The following is an 18,910-nucleotide window of genomic DNA, read 5'->3' as shown; positions in this document are numbered from 1 at the left end:
AAAGAAACAAGAAACGAGGGAAAAAGAGTCATCAATGTGCGTCGTGCGCTTGACCTGTGTAGATCAGCGTCAACATCATAAAGATGAAGGCTTGCAAGGTGATGACCAGGATGTGGAACAGAGTCCACACTGTGCCGGCAAGGATGTGACCGATGGCCAAACCCACGCCAGTTGCAGACAATGCCCAGCCGCCACCCATGAGGGCAATCAACATGAACACCAACTCACCCGCAAACATGTTGCCAAACAGTCGCATACCGTGCGAGACCGTTTTGGCCAAATATTCAATCATCTGCATCAGGAAGTTGACTGGCCACAGGGCCCAGTGGTCACCGAATGGTGCAGCAATCAGTTCGTGCGCCCAGCCACCCAAGCCTTTGATCTTGATGTTGTAGACCAAGCAAATGAAAAGCACAGAGCAAGACAGGCCCAATGTGGTGGACAAGTCGGCTGTGGGCACCACGCGCATGTAATCCTTGAAGCCCAAAGCTGGACCCGCGGCATGCCAAGCGGCAGGAATCAGGTCGACAGGCAACATGTCCATCGCGTTCATCAGGAAGATCCAGACGAAGACGGTCAAGGCCAATGGAGAGATGAGTTTGCGGCTTTTGGCGTTGTGGATCACGCCTTTGGCCTGGTTTTCCACCATTTCGGACAGGATCTCAACCGCTGCTTGGAAGCGGCCGGGCACGCCAGAAGTGGCTTTGCGGGCACCGGCCCACAACACGAAACAACCGATCACACCCAGAACGATCGAATAAAAGACCGAGTCAAGGTTGAACAAACTGAAGTCAACGATGCTCGTTTGCTTGACGCCTTCAAATGAAAAGTTCATTTGCAGGTGTTGCAAGTGATGCTGGATGTACTCTCCAGCCGTTGGGGCGTGCGCGCCAGCGTTTTCAGCAGCCATAAATCACCAATCAGTTCAAAAAAGGGTCGGTTTCGATTTGCGTTGCATCCAGCCCAGCGCCATGGCCAGCCAGTACACCTTCATCGTCACCACGAAACCGGCCACCAAGGCAAGCCAGCTCAGATCAGAAATCACTTTGGGCGCCACCAAAAGCAACGCCACGGTCAAGACAATCTTGACCAACTCCCACACCATCAAGCCCATCAAAGCAGAGCCCGGCTGGGTGCGCCGCATTTGTCGGCTCAAGGCCCGTACAAACACCACGGCAGGAACCACCACCGCCACCGAACCCCAGGCTGACGACACGGCAAGCTTCCACTCGCCCGTAAACAGCCCCGTCATGATCGCCAGCAAAGCACCCACCCCCACCTGCAAGAGCAGCACGCGCCAAGGCGAAGCCTGAGGGTTGTGTTGTCGCCAGGCCTGCGCCTCTTCGGCGCTCAGGGGCTTGAATTCGGGCTCGAGGCCTTCATCTGCGGCATCTGGCGTATCGCTGGGTGTACCCGTTTTCAGGGATGAGGCGATTTTGGTCATCTCAAATTACACCGGTAGTTGCGTACACGCCGAACACTGCAAAGCCTCTGATTATACGTAGAAACCCGTGCGTTCCCACTTTTTTTGATCCAGATCTAATTGCCCTTGGCCCAACACGCCCAATACCAGCAGCGACAATGGCCAAAAAAGCTGTTTTGAGCTCTGCTTTTCAAGTTGAAGATCGGTTGATATATGTACGAATGGTTTAAATTTTTTCATCTGGCAGCGGGCATCGTCTGGCTGGGCGGCATGGCCCTGGTCATTCTGGCGCTGCGCCCAGTGGCCATCGCCCGGATGGCCCCTCCCGAGCGCCTCGCCCTGATGTCGGGCGTCCTGACCCGATTTTTCGCCATGGTCTGGATCTCGATTGCCCTGATTTTGGCCACAGGTTTCTGGATGCTGTCGATGTCCGACATGAAGCTCGCCCCCAAAGGCTGGCACGCCATGTCGGGCCTGGGGCTGCTGATGTGCCTGATTTTTGCGCACATCTGGTTTGCGCCCTTTCGCCGCCTCAAAGCCGCCGTGGCGAATTCGGATTGGCCTGCAGCGGGTAAGGCTTTGGGGCAAATTCACCCCTTGGTGCTGACCAATTTTGCTTTGGGCTGGCTGGCGGTTTTGGCGGTCATCGTCTGGCGTTAAGCTAGCGGGCCTAAGGGACTATTTCATGAGCGCTTCCATCACACCACCGGCAGGCATCGACCCGCGCAAAGACACCCTGATCGAGTACCCCTCGATCTTCCCGATCAAGGTCATGGGCGCCATGGTCGACGGCTTTGCCGAAGCCATGTGCCAGGTCGCCCTGCAGTTCGACCCTGGCTTTGACCCCGCCACCATCGAGCTGCGCCCCAGCAAAGGCGGCAACTACCTGGGCGTGACGCTCAGCATCACGGCCACCAGCCGCGAACAACTCGACGACCTCTACCGCGCCCTGACCTCGCACCCCATGGTCAAAATCGTGCTTTGAGCATGGACATCCGGCTTCTTGGGCAAGTGGACTACTTGCCAACCTACGAAGCCATGCAGGCCTTCACGGCCAACCGCACCCCGGACACGTCCGATGAACTTTGGCTGTGCGAACACCCGCCTGTGTTCACCCAAGGACTGGCGGGCCAAGCCTCGCACCTCTTGATGCCAGGCGACATTCCGGTGGTGCAAACCAACCGGGGCGGACAGGTCACTTTTCATGGCCCCGGCCAAGTCATGGCCTACCCCTTGGTCAACCTGCAGCGCGCCGGGTACTACGTCAAGGAATACGTCTTCAAGCTGGAAGAGTCGGTCATCCGCACCCTGGCGCACTTTGGCGTGACGGGCCACCGGGTGGCGGGTGCGCCAGGCATCTATGTGCGCATGGACGACCCCTTCAGCCACGCGGCCTTGGTCGGCCCAGCCCCGGCGGGCGACCCCTTCAAGGGCCTGGGCAAGATCAGCGCCTTGGGCATCAAAGTCAGCCGCCACTGCACCTACCACGGCGCGGCCCTGAACGTGGCCATGGACCTTCAACCCTTTGAGCGTATCAACCCCTGTGGTTATGCCGGCCTGAAAACCGTGGACCTTTTTACAATCGGTGTTGAAACCACCTGGGACGATGCTGCCCGTGTGCTGGCAGGCCAACTCACCGCCCGCCTGTGAAACGCCCCCTGACCTGCCGCCAAACGGCAACCGAAAGAATCCGATGAGCAATAACCCGACCGAACGCCAAGTGGTTCGCGAAGTCCAAAGCGTAGAAAACTACGACCCCATGGCCAAGCAAAAGGCTGCCGCCAAACTCTCGCGCATTCCGGTCAAGGTGGAGCAGGCCGAGGTGCTCAAAAAGCCCGAATGGATCCGCGTCAAAGCGGGATCGCCCACCACCCGTTTTTACGAAATCAAGGATGTGCTGCGCGCCAACAAACTGGTGACGGTGTGCGAAGAGGCCAGCTGCCCCAACATCGGTGAATGCTTTGGCAAGGGCACCGCCACCTTCATGATCATGGGCGACAAGTGCACGCGCCGCTGCCCGTTTTGCGACGTGGGCCACGGCCGGCCCGACCCGCTGGATGTGAACGAGCCCGACAACCTGGCCAAGACCATTGCACAGCTTCAACTGAAGTATGTGGTCATCACCAGCGTGGACCGCGACGATCTGCGCGACGGCGGTGCGGGCCACTTTGTGGAATGCATTCGCAAAACCCGCGAACTCTCGCCCACCACCCAGATCGAAGTGTTGGTGCCCGACTTCCGGGGGCGTGACGATCGCGCCCTCGAAATCCTGAAGGCCGCACCGCCTGACGTGATGAACCACAACATGGAAACCGTGCCGCGCTTGTACAAAGAAGCACGCCCCGGCTCGGACTACCAGTTCTCGCTGAACTTGCTGAAAAAATTCAAAGCCCTGTTCCCGAACGTGCCCACCAAAAGTGGCCTGATGGTCGGCCTGGGCGAAACCGACGAAGAAATTCTGGAGGTCATGCGCGACATGCGCGCGCACAACATCGAGATGCTCACCATTGGCCAGTACCTCGCCCCCAGCAACAGCCACCTGCCCGTGCGCCGCTACGTGCACCCTGACACCTTCAAGATGTTCGAGGCCAAGGCCTACGAAATGGGGTTCAGCCACGCCGCAGTGGGGGCGATGGTCAGATCCAGCTACCACGCCGACCAGCAGGCCCATTCGGCGCACCTGAACACCCCGGCCCGCTGATCCACCAGCGCCCAAGCACCAAGGCGAGCCAGCCTACGGGCCTTCGGTTTTCAAGCGGCTCTTTTTTGCAGGTCTTTGAAGTCGCTGAAGGCGGTGCTGCCGAAGAAAAGGCGAGGTGACAGGCTAAACGGCCTGCTTCGTCCTTGAATGCCATGGTGTCAGAAAAAAACTGAGCAAGGCCTCAGTACAAGTTTTTCCCGAACTCATCAAGGTTCTCACAAGCATTCAAACACCCTGGAATAAAATTCCAAAGAATGAAATCATCGACGACCATTACTGAAAATTCACTCACTTGTCGCCTTCTGAAACACCCACTTGTCCGTTTGGTCTTGGGCATGGTCTTCGTATCACTTGGGACGATGGGCGCAAGAATTGTCATGCTCGAATGGATGGGGGCGGGAGAATTGGTTGGAGGCACCGCCGTGGTGTGCTGTGGCATCTTGAGCTACACCCTGTTTGTCCGACTCATTGAAAAACGACCCGTCAGCGAATTGGCCTTGAACCAGGCCGTCCCCCAAACACTCTATGGCCTGCTGATCGGCTGGCTGCTGATGAGCAGCGCCGTCGCCGTGCTTTACTGGCAAGGTTTTTACCAAATCACGGCCTACAACGGTCTGCACGCCATGGCCGGTTCACTGATGGTCGGCCTCGTGCCGGCCTTCTTGGAAGAAATCATTTTTCGCGCACTCATCTTCAGACTGGTCCAAGAATGGCTGGGCAGCTGGTTCGCGTTGTTGGCATCCGGAGTCCTTTTTGGTCTGGTGCACATCGTCAATCCTGGCGCCACGCTCTGGTCCAGTCTGGCCATTGGGCTCGAAGCCGGCGTGCTCCTTGGCGCTGCCTACATGCTCACACGCACACTCTGGCTGGCCATCGGCATCCACTTCGCCTGGAATTTCAGTCAAAGCGGCCTTTATGGGTTGCCCACCTCTGGCATCCAGACCACCGGTCTGGTAACAGCCCAAATGTCGGGGCCAGAAATCCTGACGGGCGGCAGCTTCGGTATCGAAAACTCGATCCTGGCCGTTGTGTTCTGCCTCGGCGCTGCAGTTATCATGCTTTGGCGTGCCCCAAAACACCCATCGGCTCATCCAGCCCCATGAGCTTCACCAAAAAAGACGAAGCGGGCATGCTTACCGTGGGCCGACTGGCCTGAGAAGTGCATAACGACCTCACCCCCTCTTGAAGTCCCCAGTGACCCCGATGGAAACTGGCCTGCCCCTCGGATTTCAAGCAACCATCTTCTGCCGCCACAGGTCCTGCATCGCAGTCCACCAATCTCGGGCAAAACGCGGGGCATCGAACAGGGGTGAGCTGGCCGCTTGGCTGCGCACTTGCTGGCGCAGGCTTTGCAGGCGCTCGGCCACCTGATCGCCCCCTTGGCCCCAAGCCACCGCTTGCGCCACGTAGTCGGCCTCGCTGTGGGTCACCCAATCGTGCAGGCCCAGATTGCTCAACATGGCCTGGCCTTGCCTGCCCAGCATGCCGGGCATGGCCAGCGTGAGGGTCGGCACGCCCATCCACAAGGCTTCGGCGGTGGTGGTGCCACCAGGATAAGGAAAGGTATCGAGCAGGATGTCCACCTGGCTGTAGCTGTCCAGGTACTGCGCGCGGCTGACCGGTGGCAACAAGTCCACCCGCGCCACGTCGATGCCCGCCGCGTGCAAGCGCTCGCCAAAGCGGGCCAGCTGCCCCGCGTCGCTGAACTGCGGTGCCTGCAAACGCAAACGCGCCTGCGGGCAAGCGGCCAGAATGTGCGCCCAAGCGGCCAAAACACCCGGGTTGATCTTGGGCAGCGTTTGGTAACAACCGAAGGTGATGAAGCCATTGTTCAGGACCGGTGCCGCAGACGGCTCGGGTGCGGCGACAGGCGGGCTCATGCACAAACGGGTGTGGGGCAGACGAACCACTTGCTCCACATACATCGACTCTTCGCCCTCGGGCACGCACACCGGATCGGCCAGGATGGCGTCCATTTGCGGCAGACCGGTGCTGGCAAAGTAGCCCAACCAACTGACCTGGAGCGGTGCAGGTTTGGCAGCAAAGACCGGCAAGCGGTTGCCCGCCGTGCGCCCGGACAGGTCCACCAGGATGTCTACGCCGTCGCTGCGGATTTGCGCCGCCAGCCGCTCGTCGGTCCACAAATCCACCGTGTGCCAAGCCTCAAAAACCGGCCGAATGCGCTCGGTCAGTTCGTCAGATGTCGGGGCATTGGCATAGGCCAGCAAGCGCAACTCGCCGCAGGCCACGGCGGTGCTGGCCAGCGCCAGCAACACATCGCGCAAAAAGTAGCCCACCGGGTGCTGGTGCAAATCGGCCGACACCAGGCCCACGCGCAAGGCTTGGGGCGGGGCCGGTCGGCGCGGCCACTCGGGCGCGGCCGGGTACAACTGCGCGCAGCGGCGCAGCAAGGCCTGGTGCGCGGCCTCGTCGGGCGGGTAACGGTAGTGCTGCACAAAGATCAGGTTGGCCAATGAATCGGCGTGGCGCGGCTCCAGCGCCAGCGTGGCTTGGTATGCGCGGCTGGCTTCTTCAAAGTCAAAGGCGTCTTGCCACCATTTGGCCAGGTTGAAGTGTGCCTGCAAATGACCCGGCTCCAGCGCCAGCGCGGCCTCATACGACGCCTTGGCCTCTTGGGTTCGGCCCAGCGATTGGTAGGTCAAGCCCAGATTCAGGTGCGAGTTGGCATGCCCCGGACGCAGGGCAATCGCCTGGCGCAAGTGCACCACGGCCTCCTCGTGGCGCTGCAGTTTTTGCAAACTCAGGCCCAAATTGGCCAGCGCCTCCACATGCCCGGGTTGCTCGCGCAGCAGGTCCTGGTAAAGCTCTACGGCCAAGGCCAGCCGATGTGTGCGTGCCGCCAAGGTGGCCTTCAGGTTCAAAGCCGACAAACGGTAGGCCAGCGGCACGCCAGCTTGCGCCAACAAGGCATCGGTGCGGCTTTCGGCCTGTGCCCATTCGCCTTTTTGGTAGTCGTTCACGGCCTCTTGCAGCCAGGCTTGGCATGCAGCGGGGGTGGGGGCAGATGAGGGCTTGGACATCGGCACTGAGGCTTGCCCCAAGAGCTTGGTCAGCATGCCCGAGGGCTTGGCTGGTCGGCCTTTGGCGGGTGGTTTTTTCATGGGGGCAAAGGCGACTTGCGCGACAATGGTCTTTTTAAAAGGTGGATTTTAGTGATCACTCGGCCCGCACCATGGCGCCTGAGATCAGTCGCCGCTTGGGTACGGTGCCAGCGCTGCGAGGAACGGGCTTTTCCCCTAAACTTGCCCCACTCAAGGCGCTCACGCCCACCACCTCAAAGCCCCCATGACCGACACCACCTCTGACGCCACCGCCTACACCCCCCCCAAAGTCTGGACCTGGAACAAGGCCAATGGCGGGCGATTTGCCAACATCAACCGCCCCATCTCGGGGGCCACGCACGAACAAGAACTGCCGCGAGGCCAGCACCCGCTGCAGCTGTATTCGCTGGGCACACCCAATGGCGTCAAAGTCACCGTGATGCTCGAAGAGTTGCTGGCCCTGGGGCACGCAGGCGCGGAATACGATGCGTGGCTGATCCGCATTCAGGACGGTCAACAATTTGGCAGCGGCTTTGTCAGCGTCAACCCGAACTCCAAGATCCCGGCGCTGCTGGACTGCAGCGGCGAGCAGCCCGTGCGGGTGTTCGAGTCGGGCGCCATCTTGCTGTATCTGGCCGAAAAATTTGGCGCTCTGGTGCCCACCGACCCCGCCCGACGCGCCGAATGCCTGTCGTGGTTGTTCTGGCAAATGGGCAGCGCCCCTTATTTGGGCGGCGGCTTCGGGCACTTTTTTGCCTATGCGCCGGTCAAGATCGAATACGCAATCGACCGCTTTGCCATGGAGGTCAAGCGCGAGATGGATGTGTTGGACCGCCGCTTGGCCGAAAACCGCTTCATCGCAGGCGACGACTACACGATCGCCGACATCACCATCTGGCCCTGGTATGGCGCTTTGGCCAAAGGTCTGCTGTACGAGTCCGGTGAATTTTTGCAGGTGCAGGAATACACCCATGTGCAGCGCTGGGCCGAAGAACTGGCGCAACGCCCTGCCGTGCAACGCGGTCGAATGGTCAACCGGGTCATGGGCGCGCCCGAGTCCCAGCTGCACGAGCGCCACGACGCGAGCGATTTCGACACCCGCACGCAAGACAAACTCAAAGCCGAGTAACGCCGTCGCCGGGCAGGCCCTGACCGGTGGAGCGAAGCCCATTCAAGGGTTCAGGCTGGCAGCCGGGTCCTCGCTGTCCAGCACCTGTGCGGCCCAGGGGGCCAGTTTTCGGGTGTCCGAGCGCAGCACCTGATGCTTGACCGCCAGGATTTGTGAGGGGTGCATGGAAAAGCTGCGCAGACCCAGCCCCAGCAGCAAACGGGTCATGGCCACATCGCCCGCCATCTCGCCGCACACCGACACACCCTTGCCCTGGCGCTGACACTCGGCAATCGTGTCGGCGATCAGGCGCAGCACAGCTGGGTGCAGCGGGTCGTACAGGTGGGCCACCGATTCATCGGCCCGGTCAATCGCCAAGGTGTACTGGATCAGGTCGTTGGTGCCAATGGACAAGAAGTCAAAGTACTTGAGGAACAGGCGCAAAGACAAAGCGGCCGCCGGGATCTCGATCATCGCGCCCAAACGCACCGGGCCATGGGCAACGCCGCGGCGGTCGAGTTCGTGGCGGGCCTGCGCGATCAGGGCCAGCGTTTGACGGATCTCGCTGCCATGCGCCAACATGGGAATGAGCAAATGGACCTGGCCGTGCGCCGCTGCCCGCAAAATGGCGCGCAGCTGCGTGAGGAACATGGCCGGATCGGCCAAGCACCATCGGATGGCACGCAGACCCAGGGCCGGGTTCAGGTGTGAAGCTTCGTGGCGGCTTTCATCGAGTGGCTTGTCGGCGCCCACATCCACGGTGCGGATGGTCACGGGCAAACCGTTCATGCCATCCACCGCACGGCGGTAGGCCTGGTACTGCTCTTCTTCGTCTGGCAGATGGCCTTGGCGGCCCATGAACAGGAATTCGCTGCGGAACAAACCCACACCGACCGCACCGGCCGTGAGGGCAGCTGCGGTGTCTTCGGGCATTTCGATGTTGGCCAGCAGCTCGATTTTTTGACCGTCGAGCGTGACAGACGGGGTGTGGCGCAAGCGCGCCAGGCGCTCGCGCTCCAGGTCGCCCTGGCGCTGTTTGAAGCCGTAATCGGCCAGGATGATGGGCGAGGGGTCCACAATGACCACGCCCGCATCGCCATCGATGATGACCCAATCGTCTTGCTTGACCAGCTGGCTGGCAGTGCGCGCGCCCACCACCGCCGGAATGTCCAGACTGCGCGCCACGATGGCGGTGTGCGAGGTCTTGCCGCCGACATCGGTCACAAAGCCGGTGAACACACTTTGTTTGAACTGCAGCATGTCGGCAGGCGACAGGTCGTGCGCCACCAGCACCAAGGGCACATCGGTGTCGCCCAATTGCAATTCTTGCTGAGGCCGCTGTGGACGCTTGGCTTGCGTCACCAAGGGCCCAGTGCCCTTGAGGCAGTGCAGCACCCGTTCGCCCACTTGCTCCATGTCGGCCTTGCGTTCGCGCAGGTACGGGTCTTCCATTTCCTCAAACTGGCGCACGATGATGTCGAGCTGGCTGGTCAGCGCCCACTCTGCGTTGTACAGGCGAGTTTTGATCCAGTGCACCACACCAGACGTTAATTCTTCGTCTTGCAGCAGCATCAGGTGCACGTCCAGCAAGGCCGCCAGCTCGTGCGGCGCGTCCTTGGGCATATCTATTTGCAGGCGCTGCAGCTCGTCGACCACCGCATCGCGGGCCACGCGCAAGCGCTGGATTTCAGCGCCAACCTGTTCGGGCTTCACAAAGTAGTGCGCCACATCGACGCGGCTGGAGGCCACCAGAACGGCACGGCCGATGGCGATGCCACGCGCCACCGCCAAGCCATGGATACTGAAGGTCATGGCTTATTCGCCTTCGCCAAACTTGTCGTTGATCAGGGCCAACAGCGCCGTCAGGGCCTCCTCCTCGCGCTCGCCCAGAGTCTCCACCATCACCTCACTGCCCAGACCGGCCGCCAACATCATCACACCCATGATGCTTTTGGCATTGATGCGGCGCTCGCCTTTGCTCATCCAGACTTCGCACGGAAAGCTGCCGGCCAATTTGGTCAATTTGGCGGAAGCCCGGGCGTGCAGGCCCAATTTATTGCTGATGGTCACGTTGGCTTGGGGCATGTCTCTGTCCGGTTTGGTTTTGGGGGGCGGTGCTGCCCACGGGCATCACGCCCTGAGTGCCGCCTGCATGGGCGCGTGCGGCCAAGGCTTCCAGGCTTTCGTGGCGGTAGCACACGCTGCGCAGCAGCATGGGCAAATTGGCCCCGGCCACCAGGCGCGTGTGCAGCCCATCGCCCAGCTGTTGGGCCACGTTGCAAGGCGTGGCGCCAAAGACGTCACTGAGCAGCAGCACATCGGTCGTGTCCAGTGAGGCCATGGCTTGGCGCGCCCGGGCCAGGCTGTCTTCGGGCGCGTCATGGGGCAACACGTCCAGCGCCAGCACGCCGCTGGCGCAATCGGGAAAGACGTGCAGGGCGCACTCGCGCAAGGCGGTGGCCAGCGGCGCGTGGGCGATGATGAGGATGCCGATCATGGTGGGGTCCGATTATCGGCTCTGCGCTGGTTTTTTCAGCATGAAAAAAGCCCACGAGGCGACCGAAGTCAGGCCAAAACAGGCCAAGGCCACTTGGTAAGCCTGCGTGTTGGCCAACCCCAGGCCGCGCCCGGCATCGACCAGCAGGCCAATGCCCCACTGCACCACAAAAATGCCCGCAAAAATCACCAGGTTGTAGGCCGACAAGGCACGACCGGCCAAGTGCGAGGGGAAAGCCATGCCCACAGCGGGCTGGGCCAGCGCCACAAAGGTGCTGGTCACACACAACAGCGCCACGCCCACGGCAGCACCAGCCCCCACGCTCGGCCCCATCCAGACCAGCGCCGCGATGACCCCGAAGCTCAAAGGCAAGCCCCAGGCAATCAGCCGCTCGACCGGAATGCCCCGGCGCGCCAGACCCGGCGTGATCAGGCCCCACACCCAAAAAGTGACCAACATGGCCAAGTTGATGAGGAACAAGCCGGATGCGGCCTCGGCCGCTGTCCAGCCCGCCACCTGCGTCATCCAGGGGCCCGCCCATAAAGTCTGGATGGCCACCATGCCGCCGTAGCTGAAAAACCCGATCGGCGTCATGCGCCAAAAATAGGCGCTGCGCCAAATTTCGCGGTAACTGCCGTCGTCGTCGGGCGGCGTCTGCGCGGCAGCTGCCGTCAGCGTGGCCGTTTTCCACACCGGCACCAACAGGGCGATCAAGAGCATGGCGATGGCGATCATCACGCCCAGCATCACAAACAAAGCGCGCCAGCCCCAGATGGGCATGAGCCACTGCACCGGCAAGGTGGCCGCCAGCATGCCCAAAGAGCCGGTCATCAGCATCCAGGAGTTGGTGCGCAGTTGGGTGCTGGCATCAAACCAGCGCCGGTAGCCCGTCAGCGGTGCCATGAGGCAGGCGCTCACGCCCATGCCGCACAGCACGCGTGCGGCCAGCAGGCCATGAAAACTGTCGGCCCAGGAAAAGGCCAGGCAACCGAGCACCGCAAAACTCAAAAAAGCCAGGATGACTTTTTTCGGGCCATGCTGGTCCAGCCAGCGCCCCAAGGGCAGCTGCGTCAGCGAAAAGCCCAGGAAGTATCCCCCTGCCAGCAGCCCGAGGTCTTGCGCGCTCAGGCTGAATTCGGTGGTCAAGGTGGGCGACAAGGTGGCGGTAATCGCCCGCACCAAAGCCGAGAAAAAGTAGGCCAGCGCGAAGGCCAAAAACACCACCACCGCCATGCGGCGCGGCAAGTGGTCAGGATGCGCCAAAGTGTTGTCGCTCAAGGTGGTGGCGCTCATGGCTGGATGCTTTCAAACAAAGTGTTGGCCAATTCCGCCGGGATTTTGCGGTCGTAGACCACGGCATGGACCAGCCTCACCCGCTCACCTTCGGCCACCGCCCCCCACACGGCGTCCATGTTCACCGGCTCGCCATTGGCCCGCTGGCCCTGGGCTTGCACCCGCACAGACGTCGCCAAGGGCAACTGGCCCGGCCGCTGCCAAGCCTGCTGCTGCCCGGCCGCCAAGGGCTGGGTCACGCGGGCATTGTCCAGGGTGGCTTTTTGCCAGGCGACCATCACCGCGCTGGCATCATCGCCGGCAGGCAAGGGCGCACTCATCACCGCCACCATGGCCGTGCCGCTTTCGCAGCCCACGACCTGCAGGTCCACAGGCACGCCGCCCAAAGGCACGCTGCGGGTGGTACGGTCGGGTTTGCAGGGCAATTGGGCTCTGAGGGCGGTTCCCTCGAAAGTCACGTTGCGCCAGTTCTGGGCTGGGCTGCAAGCGCTCAAAGTCAGGGCCCCGAAGAGGCTGGCCACCAAGGCCGAAGTATGGATTCGCATGGGGTGATTATCCTGATCAGCGGCCACATTGGGTTTTGGCGACAATGTGCCCCATGAATTCACTCGACGGCATCCGCGTTCTCGACCTCTCCCGCGTTTTGGCGGGCCCCTGGTGTACCCAGACCTTGGCCGATCTGGGGGCTGATGTCATCAAGATCGAACGCCCCGGCACGGGCGACGACACCCGCACCTGGGGGCCACCCTTCTTGAAGGACGCGCAAGGCCAGGACACCGCCGAGGCCGCCTACTATTTGGGCGCCAACCGCAACAAGCGATCGGTGACCTGCGACATCGCCCAGCCCGAGGGCCAAGCGCTGATCCGCGAACTGGTTCGCCACTGCGACGTGTTTGTGGAGAACTTCAAGGTCGGCGACATGGCCCGTTACGGCCTGGACTACGCCAGCCTGAGCGCCTTGAACCCCAAGCTGGTCTATTGCAGCGTGACCGGCTTTGGCCAGACCGGCCCTTACCGCGAGCGGGCGGGCTACGACTATGCCGTGCAAGGCATCGGTGGCCTGATGAGTGTGACCGGTGAGCGTGATGACTTGGGCGGCGGCCCGCAAAAAGTGGGTGTCGCCGTGGCCGATCTGTTCACCGGCATGTACGCCACGGTGGCGATTTTGGCGGCCCTGCGCCACGCCGAGCGCACGGGCGAGGGCCAGATGGTCGACATGGCCTTGCTCGACACGCAGGTCGCCATGCTGGCCAATTTGGGATCGAATTACCTGGTCAGCGGCAAAACGCCCGGCCGCGCAGGCAACGCACACCAGAACATCGTGCCCTACCAGGTGTTCGAGGTCATGGCCCCACCGGGCGCTGCGCCTGGCAGCCGCGACCACTTGATCTTGGCGGTGGGCAACGATGGGCAATTTGCCAAGTTCTGCGCTGTGGCGGGCTACCCAGAGCTGGCGCAGGACCTACGCTACGCCCAAAACACCCAACGCGTGCGTCACCGCGACACCCTGGTGCCCCTGCTGGAGGGCATCCTGAAAACCCGCACCAAGGCCGACTGGCTGGCGGCCCTTGAAGCGGCCAAGGTGCCCTGCGGAGCCATCAACACCCTGAGCGAGGTCTTTGTGGACCCGCAAATCCAGGCCCGTGGCATGGTGCAAGATTGGCAGCACCCCATCAAACCCGATCTGAAACTGGTGGCCAGCCCGATCAAGATGAGCCTTACACCCGTGCGCCAGGACTTGCCGCCGCCCATGCTGGGCCAGCACACCGCCGAAGTCTTGGCCGAAGTGCTGGGCTGGAACGCCGAAAAACTCGGACCCCTGCGCGGCAAAGGGGTGATCTGATGGCCAACTTTTTACTGGTGCATGGCGCGTGGCACGGGGCTTGGTGTTGGCAGCGTGTGGTGCCGGGCCTGATGGGTGCTGGGCACCGCGTCCATGCCGTCACCCTAACTGGAGTGGGTGAGCGCGCTCACTTGCTCAGCCCAGGCATCGATCTGGAAACCCACATCACGGATGTGATGGCCGCCATGGAAGCCGAAGAGATGGACGACGTTGTACTGGTGGTGCACTCCTATGCCGGCATGCTGGGCACGGCCGTGGCCGACCGCAGGCCCGAGCGCCTGCGCCACCTGGTCTATCTGGACGCGGTGCTGCCCAAACCCGGCGAAAGCTGGAGCAGCACCCACGCCAGCGCCACCCGCAATGCCCGCATCGCTGCGGCGCAAGCCGATCCCCTGCATGCTTTCCCTGCGCCGGACCCGTCGGTTTTTGGCTTGAGTGATGCCGACCACGCCTGGGTGCAAAGACGTCAAACCCCGCACCCGGGCGGCCCCTACACCCAAGTGCTCGACTTTGATCCGCAACGCGTGGCCAGCGTGCCGCGCACCTTCATCAACTGCACCACACCACCTTTGGGCACCATCGATGTCAGCCGCCTGCGCATGGTGGACCCCAAGTTCTGGGACGGCGCATGGCTGCCGGGCTCACAAGTGCTGGAGATGCACACCGGTCATGACCCCATGGTCAGCGACCCGGATGGCTTGGTCCAGCGCTTGTTGTCCTTGCTCTAAAGCCTTTTTCGTTTGGCGCCTGAGTGGGCACACTCAGCGCAATGCGCCAAACACCTTGCTGAGCAAGGCACTGCCTGCCTGAGCCGGGTTTTGGCGGATCTTTTTTTCCTCTTCGCCGATCATGTAATACAGCCCATCCAGGGTTTTTCCGGTGACGTGGTTTTCCAACAAGGCTTTGTCTTTGGGCACCAGACCCATGCTGGACAACTTGCCCGCCACCGCATTGAATTGCTCCACCACGCCCAATTGGCCCAACACCTGTGTGACCTGGGGCAAGAATTGCGCACTCAAGGGCGCACGCGTCTTGTCCACAAAGAATTGGGTAACCGCTGTGTCGCCCCCCTTCAAAATGTCCTTGGCGTCTTGCACCGACATGGTCTGTATCGACTGCATCAAGGCCTTTTGGGCCAAGGGCACAGCCTGTTCGGCGGCCCGGTTCATTTGCAAGGTCAAAGCATCGAGTTGCTGGCCCATGCCCAGCGTCTTGAGCATTCTCGCGCCCTTGTTCAAGACATCCGGCAAGCCAATGCGCACTTTGTCATTGCCCATGAAGCCATCTTGAACCCCAAGCAAACCGATCGCCGCACTGGCGCCTTTTTCCAAGGCCAGCTTCATGCCTTGTGAGGCATCCCCGGCGCTCAAGTCCGCCAAACTGAAGGCATGCGCGGGCACAATGGCCAAAATGCCCGAGGACATGGCGAACGTATTAAACTTTCTGCGATGAAGAACCACCTGAATACTCCCTGGAATTTGCAGCCTGTGGGCCGTCGTGTGTTGAATGGGGCTTGCACGCTCGGCTTGCTGCTGGCCCTGTGGGGGTGTGCGGGTGAGCGTGCGCCCGAATCTTCCTTCGTTTTGCTCGACGGCAGCACCGTGAGCACGCAGCAATTGCAAGGAAAAGTATCTTTGGTCAATTTCTGGGCCACCAGCTGCACCTCGTGTGTGGCCGAAATGCCCGAGCTGATCGCCACCCACAACAAGTTCAAGGACCGGGGCTATGAAACCGTGGCCGTGGCCATGAGCTACGACCCGCCCAGCTACGTGGTCAACTTTGCGCAATCACGTCAGTTGCCCTTCAAAGTGGCCATTGACAACACCGGGGGTGTTGCGCGCGCTTGGGGCGATGTCAAACTCACGCCCACCACCTTTTTGGTGAACAAGCAAGGGCAAATCGTCAAGCGCTTTGTGGGTACGCCTGACTTTGTCGAACTGCACCAGTTGATCGACAAGCTGCTGGCCGAATCCTGATTCGCATGTCCGTCACACCAGCAACCGGGCCGCGCTGACCCGGTTGTGCTGTGGTTGTCAGGCTGGTGGCCTGCGCTGCTTTTAATCCTTGCGGAAGTTGTCGTGACAAGCCTTGCACGACGCGGCTGCCGGACCAAATGCCACCTTCAAGGCATCAATGTTGCCCGCTTTGGCTGCGGTATTCAGCTTCACGATTTCGGCTTGCATTTTGTCAGCCGCTTCTTTGTACTTGGCAGCTTCTTTCCAGACCTCTGGCTTGGCACGGGTATCACCTTTGTCGGTGCCTTCCCCAAACGCCGCCCAAGGCAACTTGGACAGGGTGGCCACCACATCGGCGTTGTCAGCTGCTGCCTTGGCATCGTAGGGCGTGCGGCCATTGGCCATGGCACCGAGTCGGCCGAAATGCGCCGCCATCACCGTGAAACTTGCCTTGCGGTATTTGATGGCATCTTCGGGTTTGGCAAATTGCGCCTGGGCGGGCAGGCCCATCGCCACCAGCAACAAAGCACCAGCGCAGCGCGTTGTGTATTTCATGTTTGACTCCCATCATGGTTAAACAAGGTTAAAAAGATTTATCCTTGATTCAGTTTCTCATATCTTTCTCTTTTCTGCTTCCATGAAAGTGCCCATGTTCACAGTTCGCATTTGGGATCTGCCCACCCGCTTGTTCCATTGGGCATTGGCCGCTTGCGTGATTGGCTTGGTCATCACGGGCAATGTGGGGGGCAACGCCATGGTGTGGCATTTCCGCTTGGGCTATGCCGTACTCACTTTGTTGCTTTTTAGATTGGCTTGGGGCTTTGTGGGTGGTCATTGGTCTCGCTGGTCCCGTTTGCCCTTGCACCCACGACATGCTTTGGCCTACTTGCAAACACGTTCAGCCGAACGGACCGAAGCCGGACACAACCCCCTGGGCTCATGGTCCATTCTCGCCATGCTGTTTTTTCTGTTGTTTCAGGTGTCTACCGGTTTGATCAGTGACGACGAGATCGCCAACGCCGGACCTTTGACGGCACTGATCTCCGGCAGCTGGGTGACATGGGCTTCGGCCTGGCACAAGAATTGGGGCAAGCTGATCATCATTTTGTTGGTGGTCTTGCACTTGCTGGCTTTGCTTTGGCACCGTTTCAGGAAACATCCGCCCTTGGTGCCCGCCATGATCCACGGTGACAAAAGCTTGCCTGAGCCGGTTCCTGCCTCGCACGATCAGCTGCGCCACCGCCTTGGGGCCTTGCTGCTCTTGGGTCTGTCGGCATTGGCCGTTTATGGATTGCTGTCCCTTGCGGGCTGATCACGCCCTTACACTGTGCGCATGAGGAGGTTCCCCCCTTGAATCCATCGTCTGAAACACCCGTCATTGCGCTGCGAAACCCCAAGCATGCGACCGATTGGCTGGCCACGCGCACCATTTTCATGGAGTACGCGGCCAGCCTGAATGTGGATTTGTGTTTTCAGGGTTTTGAGCAGGAGCTCAATACCCTGCCTGGCGAGTACAGCGAACCCCGTGGTGCCTTGCTTTTGGCTTGGGTGGACGGTGCTGTGGCCGGGTGCTGTGCTTTGCGGCCATTCGATGCCAGCGACTATGCCAATGCCGCCGAGATGAAGCGTCTGTATGTGCGCCCTGCCTACCGGGGTCTGGGACTGGGCCGCTTGCTGACTGAAGGCATTCTGGATGCTGCCCGAGCTGCGGCCTATCACTGCGTCTTGCTCGACACCCTGGACGACATGGAGGCCGCTCGCGCCTTGTACGAGGATTTGGGTTTTGTCGAAATTCCACCCTACTACCATAACCCGCACGCTGGGGCGCATTACCTCAAAGTGGACATTGCCTGACTGGTGTGTCGGCCAGCTTGACACCTTGACCAGCATGCGTAAAAAAAGGGACCTCAGGTCCCTTTTTTGTCTGGTTGACCCAGTTCAGCCCTTGGCTTGGGCCAGCAGCGTTCCGGCATCGCTGACTTCAAATTTGCCAGGACCTTCCACGTTCAAGGTGGCCACCTTGCCGTCTTTGACGAGCATGGAATAGCGGTTGCTTCGCAAACCCATGCCACGCGATGTCAGGTCCAGCGTCAAGCCTGTGGCTTTGCTGAAATCGCCACTGCCGTCGCCCAGCATGCGCACTTTGGCACCGGTTTTCTGCTCACGTGCCCAGGCACCCATCACGAATGCGTCGTTCACGCTCACGCACCAGATTTCGTCCACGCCGGCTGCCTTCAGGGCATCGTGGTTTTCCACATAGCCCGGTACGTGTTTGGCCGAGCAGGTGGGGGTGAAGGCGCCTGGCAAGGCAAACAGGGCGATGGTCTTGCCCGCTGTGGCTTTGGCCACGTCGACGGGATTGGGGCCAATGCTGCAACCGTTGCCTTCCACTTCGACGTATTCCATCAGTGTGGCTGCGGGCAATGTGTCTCCGACTTTGATCATGTTGTGCTCCTTGTTGTGGTTTGGCGATATTGCCGGGGTAAAAAAAAACGACCCACCATTGTGGGTCGTTTTCAAAAAGTCTGCAGCAGTCGGCCGGATGGGCTTAAACGGCAGCAGCTTTCTGAACCAGGCGCGTAGCAACCCAGTTTTTGGTCTTCGAAATCGGACGGCTTTCCGTGATTTCGATGGTGTCGCCCAGGTGGTACTCACCTGTTTCGTCGTGCGCGTGGTACTTGCTCGACTTGGCCACGATCTTGCCGTAGAGGGCGTGTTTCACACGACGCTCGACCAGCACGGTCACGGTCTTGGCGCGCTTGTCGCTGACCACCTTGCCAATCAAGGTGCGCTTGAGGGATGTTTTAGCTTCCGTCATGGTCACTCCTTACTTGGCGGCTTGCTTTTGGGCAAGGATGGTTTTGGCACGGGCGATGGCACGGCGAGTCTGGCTCAGCGTACCGGTGTTGCCGAGTTGTTGTGTGGCTTTTTGCATACGAAGGCCAAAGTGGGCTTTTTGCAGCGCTTTGATTTCGTCTTTCACACCAGCAACGTCTTTTTGGCGCAATTCAGCAGCGTTCATTTCTTA

At 60.8% G+C, this 18,910-nt stretch carries 24 protein-coding genes; 11 read left to right on the top strand and 13 right to left on the bottom strand.

Features of this window, described 5'->3' with window-relative positions; all coding sequences use genetic code 11:
- Positions 1-31: 31 nt before the first annotated feature.
- Both atpB and QZ190_RS00970 read right to left on the bottom strand, forming a co-directional pair.
- Entirely contained in the window at positions 32-910 is an 879-nt protein-coding gene (gene atpB, locus QZ190_RS00975; protein ID WP_090142409.1) for a F0F1 ATP synthase subunit A, read from the bottom strand.
- 15 nt (positions 911-925) lie between these two features.
- Entirely contained in the window at positions 926-1,444 is a 519-nt protein-coding gene (locus QZ190_RS00970; RefSeq protein ID WP_291912511.1) for an ATP synthase subunit I, read from the bottom strand.
- 192 nt (positions 1,445-1,636) lie between these two features.
- On the opposite strand from QZ190_RS00970, the gene QZ190_RS00965 reads away from it, so the two are divergent.
- From QZ190_RS00965 to QZ190_RS00945, 5 genes are all read left to right on the top strand, one after another.
- Complete coding sequence (locus QZ190_RS00965) at positions 1,637-2,083, top strand: CopD family protein (protein ID WP_291912509.1); 447 nt, start codon at positions 1,637-1,639, stop codon at positions 2,081-2,083.
- Between the two features lie 25 nt (positions 2,084-2,108).
- A complete protein-coding gene (locus tag QZ190_RS00960) occupies positions 2,109-2,408 on the top strand; it encodes a DUF493 family protein (RefSeq protein WP_090142406.1) in 300 nt (99 codons plus the stop codon).
- Between the two features lie 2 nt (positions 2,409-2,410).
- Positions 2,411-3,073 (top strand): lipoyl(octanoyl) transferase LipB, encoded by a 663-nt coding sequence (lipB, locus tag QZ190_RS00955; protein ID WP_291912506.1) that lies wholly within the window; start codon positions 2,411-2,413, stop codon positions 3,071-3,073.
- Between the two features lie 43 nt (positions 3,074-3,116).
- Complete coding sequence (gene lipA, locus QZ190_RS00950) at positions 3,117-4,124, top strand: lipoyl synthase (protein WP_291912504.1); 1,008 nt, start codon at positions 3,117-3,119, stop codon at positions 4,122-4,124.
- A gap of 377 nt (positions 4,125-4,501) precedes the next feature.
- Positions 4,502-5,227, top strand: coding sequence for a CPBP family intramembrane glutamic endopeptidase (locus tag QZ190_RS00945; RefSeq protein WP_291912502.1), 726 nt, complete (start codon positions 4,502-4,504; stop codon positions 5,225-5,227).
- Positions 5,228-5,353: 126 nt separating this feature from the next.
- On the opposite strand, the gene QZ190_RS00940 is transcribed toward QZ190_RS00945, so the two are convergent.
- A complete protein-coding gene (locus QZ190_RS00940) occupies positions 5,354-7,246 on the bottom strand; it encodes a tetratricopeptide repeat protein (RefSeq protein ID WP_291912500.1) in 1,893 nt (630 codons plus the stop codon).
- Between the two features lie 184 nt (positions 7,247-7,430).
- Here QZ190_RS00940 and yghU point away from each other — a divergent pair, with 184 nt between their 5' ends.
- Positions 7,431-8,315, top strand: a complete 885-nt coding sequence (gene yghU, locus QZ190_RS00935) for a glutathione-dependent disulfide-bond oxidoreductase (RefSeq protein ID WP_291912498.1) — start codon at positions 7,431-7,433, stop codon at positions 8,313-8,315.
- 42 nt (positions 8,316-8,357) lie between these two features.
- Here the strand turns inward: yghU and ptsP are convergent, their stop codons facing one another.
- Genes ptsP through QZ190_RS00910 form a run of 5 tightly spaced genes read right to left on the bottom strand, consistent with a single transcriptional unit; the run spans position 8,358 to position 12,629 of the window.
- Positions 8,358-10,106, bottom strand: coding sequence for a phosphoenolpyruvate--protein phosphotransferase (ptsP, locus tag QZ190_RS00930; protein WP_291912497.1), 1,749 nt, complete (start codon positions 10,104-10,106; stop codon positions 8,358-8,360).
- Positions 10,107-10,109: 3 nt separating this feature from the next.
- On the bottom strand, positions 10,110-10,379 hold the full coding sequence (locus QZ190_RS00925; protein WP_291912495.1) for an HPr family phosphocarrier protein: 270 nt from the start codon (positions 10,377-10,379) through the stop codon (positions 10,110-10,112).
- Positions 10,348-10,791, bottom strand: a complete 444-nt coding sequence (locus QZ190_RS00920; protein WP_291912493.1) for a PTS sugar transporter subunit IIA — start codon at positions 10,789-10,791, stop codon at positions 10,348-10,350. Before QZ190_RS00920 ends, QZ190_RS00925 begins: the two co-directional genes overlap by 32 nt.
- 12 nt (positions 10,792-10,803) lie before the next feature.
- A complete protein-coding gene (locus tag QZ190_RS00915; RefSeq protein WP_291912491.1) occupies positions 10,804-12,084 on the bottom strand; it encodes an MFS transporter in 1,281 nt (426 codons plus the stop codon).
- Entirely contained in the window at positions 12,081-12,629 is a 549-nt protein-coding gene (locus QZ190_RS00910; RefSeq protein WP_291912489.1) for a hypothetical protein, read from the bottom strand. The genes QZ190_RS00915 and QZ190_RS00910 overlap by 4 nt, the downstream gene beginning before the upstream one ends.
- A 53-nt stretch (positions 12,630-12,682) precedes the next feature.
- On the opposite strand from QZ190_RS00910, the gene QZ190_RS00905 reads away from it, so the two are divergent.
- On the top strand, positions 12,683-13,927 hold the full coding sequence (locus tag QZ190_RS00905; protein WP_291912487.1) for a CaiB/BaiF CoA-transferase family protein: 1,245 nt from the start codon (positions 12,683-12,685) through the stop codon (positions 13,925-13,927).
- On the top strand, positions 13,927-14,655 hold the full coding sequence (locus QZ190_RS00900; RefSeq protein ID WP_291912486.1) for an alpha/beta hydrolase: 729 nt from the start codon (positions 13,927-13,929) through the stop codon (positions 14,653-14,655). Before QZ190_RS00905 ends, QZ190_RS00900 begins: the two co-directional genes overlap by 1 nt.
- A 33-nt stretch (positions 14,656-14,688) precedes the next feature.
- On the opposite strand, the gene QZ190_RS00895 is transcribed toward QZ190_RS00900, so the two are convergent.
- On the bottom strand, positions 14,689-15,351 hold the full coding sequence (locus tag QZ190_RS00895; protein ID WP_291912484.1) for a DUF4197 domain-containing protein: 663 nt from the start codon (positions 15,349-15,351) through the stop codon (positions 14,689-14,691).
- A 24-nt stretch (positions 15,352-15,375) separates the two neighbouring features.
- Here QZ190_RS00895 and QZ190_RS00890 point away from each other — a divergent pair, with 24 nt between their 5' ends.
- Positions 15,376-15,903 carry a peroxiredoxin gene (locus QZ190_RS00890; RefSeq protein ID WP_291912482.1) on the top strand — a complete coding sequence of 176 codons (528 nt, stop codon included), beginning with the start codon at positions 15,376-15,378 and terminating at the stop codon, positions 15,901-15,903.
- Positions 15,904-15,984: 81 nt separating this feature from the next.
- Here the strand turns inward: QZ190_RS00890 and QZ190_RS00885 are convergent, their stop codons facing one another.
- Entirely contained in the window at positions 15,985-16,437 is a 453-nt protein-coding gene (locus tag QZ190_RS00885) for a cytochrome c (protein ID WP_291912480.1), read from the bottom strand.
- 94 nt (positions 16,438-16,531) lie between these two features.
- On the opposite strand from QZ190_RS00885, the gene QZ190_RS00880 reads away from it, so the two are divergent.
- The gene (locus QZ190_RS00880) at positions 16,532-17,194 is read left to right on the top strand and encodes a cytochrome b/b6 domain-containing protein (protein WP_291912478.1); all 663 of its coding nucleotides are present in this window, start codon (positions 16,532-16,534) and stop codon (positions 17,192-17,194) included.
- 122 nt (positions 17,195-17,316) lie between these two features.
- Positions 17,317-17,736 carry a GNAT family N-acetyltransferase gene (locus tag QZ190_RS00875; RefSeq protein ID WP_367114215.1) on the top strand — a complete coding sequence of 140 codons (420 nt, stop codon included), beginning with the start codon at positions 17,317-17,319 and terminating at the stop codon, positions 17,734-17,736.
- Between the two features lie 84 nt (positions 17,737-17,820).
- On the opposite strand, the gene QZ190_RS00870 is transcribed toward QZ190_RS00875, so the two are convergent.
- From QZ190_RS00870 to rpmC, 3 genes are all read right to left on the bottom strand, one after another.
- Positions 17,821-18,327, bottom strand: coding sequence for a peroxiredoxin (locus QZ190_RS00870; RefSeq protein WP_291912476.1), 507 nt, complete (start codon positions 18,325-18,327; stop codon positions 17,821-17,823).
- A gap of 103 nt (positions 18,328-18,430) precedes the next feature.
- A complete protein-coding gene (gene rpsQ, locus QZ190_RS00865) occupies positions 18,431-18,700 on the bottom strand; it encodes a 30S ribosomal protein S17 (RefSeq protein ID WP_090044304.1) in 270 nt (89 codons plus the stop codon).
- A 9-nt stretch (positions 18,701-18,709) separates the two neighbouring features.
- Positions 18,710-18,904 (bottom strand): 50S ribosomal protein L29, encoded by a 195-nt coding sequence (rpmC, locus tag QZ190_RS00860; RefSeq protein WP_053172813.1) that lies wholly within the window; start codon positions 18,902-18,904, stop codon positions 18,710-18,712.
- Positions 18,905-18,910 lie beyond the last annotated feature (6 nt).

The sequence above is a fragment of the Limnohabitans sp. genome (genome assembly GCF_017848645.1).
GTDB lineage: Bacteria > Pseudomonadota > Gammaproteobacteria > Burkholderiales > Burkholderiaceae_C > Limnohabitans_A.
The sequence above is the reverse complement of the archived record's forward strand: the minus strand, read 5'-3'. Positions and strand labels throughout refer to the sequence as shown.

Bases quoted from the DNA above. Each gene is read 5' to 3' on its own strand.
- atpB (WP_090142409.1), bottom strand. From the start codon at position 910: ATGGCTGCTGAAAACGCTGGCGCGCACGCCCCAACGGCTGGAGAGTAC.
- QZ190_RS00970 (WP_291912511.1), bottom strand. From the start codon at position 1,444: ATGACCAAAATCGCCTCATCCCTGAAAACGGGTACACCCAGCGATACG.
- QZ190_RS00965 (WP_291912509.1), top strand. From the start codon at position 1,637: ATGTACGAATGGTTTAAATTTTTTCATCTGGCAGCGGGCATCGTCTGG.
- QZ190_RS00960 (WP_090142406.1), top strand. From the start codon at position 2,109: ATGAGCGCTTCCATCACACCACCGGCAGGCATCGACCCGCGCAAAGAC.
- lipB (WP_291912506.1), top strand. From the start codon at position 2,411: ATGGACATCCGGCTTCTTGGGCAAGTGGACTACTTGCCAACCTACGAA.
- lipA (WP_291912504.1), top strand. From the start codon at position 3,117: ATGAGCAATAACCCGACCGAACGCCAAGTGGTTCGCGAAGTCCAAAGC.
- QZ190_RS00945 (WP_291912502.1), top strand. From the start codon at position 4,502: ATGCTCGAATGGATGGGGGCGGGAGAATTGGTTGGAGGCACCGCCGTG.
- QZ190_RS00940 (WP_291912500.1), bottom strand. From the start codon at position 7,246: ATGAAAAAACCACCCGCCAAAGGCCGACCAGCCAAGCCCTCGGGCATG.
- yghU (WP_291912498.1), top strand. From the start codon at position 7,431: ATGACCGACACCACCTCTGACGCCACCGCCTACACCCCCCCCAAAGTC.
- ptsP (WP_291912497.1), bottom strand. From the start codon at position 10,106: ATGACCTTCAGTATCCATGGCTTGGCGGTGGCGCGTGGCATCGCCATC.
- QZ190_RS00925 (WP_291912495.1), bottom strand. From the start codon at position 10,379: ATGCCCCAAGCCAACGTGACCATCAGCAATAAATTGGGCCTGCACGCC.
- QZ190_RS00920 (WP_291912493.1), bottom strand. From the start codon at position 10,791: ATGATCGGCATCCTCATCATCGCCCACGCGCCGCTGGCCACCGCCTTG.
- QZ190_RS00915 (WP_291912491.1), bottom strand. From the start codon at position 12,084: ATGAGCGCCACCACCTTGAGCGACAACACTTTGGCGCATCCTGACCAC.
- QZ190_RS00910 (WP_291912489.1), bottom strand. From the start codon at position 12,629: ATGCGAATCCATACTTCGGCCTTGGTGGCCAGCCTCTTCGGGGCCCTG.
- QZ190_RS00905 (WP_291912487.1), top strand. From the start codon at position 12,683: ATGAATTCACTCGACGGCATCCGCGTTCTCGACCTCTCCCGCGTTTTG.
- QZ190_RS00900 (WP_291912486.1), top strand. From the start codon at position 13,927: ATGGCCAACTTTTTACTGGTGCATGGCGCGTGGCACGGGGCTTGGTGT.
- QZ190_RS00895 (WP_291912484.1), bottom strand. From the start codon at position 15,351: ATGTCCTCGGGCATTTTGGCCATTGTGCCCGCGCATGCCTTCAGTTTG.
- QZ190_RS00890 (WP_291912482.1), top strand. From the start codon at position 15,376: ATGAAGAACCACCTGAATACTCCCTGGAATTTGCAGCCTGTGGGCCGT.
- QZ190_RS00885 (WP_291912480.1), bottom strand. From the start codon at position 16,437: ATGAAATACACAACGCGCTGCGCTGGTGCTTTGTTGCTGGTGGCGATG.
- QZ190_RS00880 (WP_291912478.1), top strand. From the start codon at position 16,532: ATGTTCACAGTTCGCATTTGGGATCTGCCCACCCGCTTGTTCCATTGG.
- QZ190_RS00875 (WP_367114215.1), top strand. From the start codon at position 17,317: ATGGAGTACGCGGCCAGCCTGAATGTGGATTTGTGTTTTCAGGGTTTT.
- QZ190_RS00870 (WP_291912476.1), bottom strand. From the start codon at position 18,327: ATGATCAAAGTCGGAGACACATTGCCCGCAGCCACACTGATGGAATAC.
- rpsQ (WP_090044304.1), bottom strand. From the start codon at position 18,700: ATGACGGAAGCTAAAACATCCCTCAAGCGCACCTTGATTGGCAAGGTG.
- rpmC (WP_053172813.1), bottom strand. From the start codon at position 18,904: ATGAACGCTGCTGAATTGCGCCAAAAAGACGTTGCTGGTGTGAAAGAC.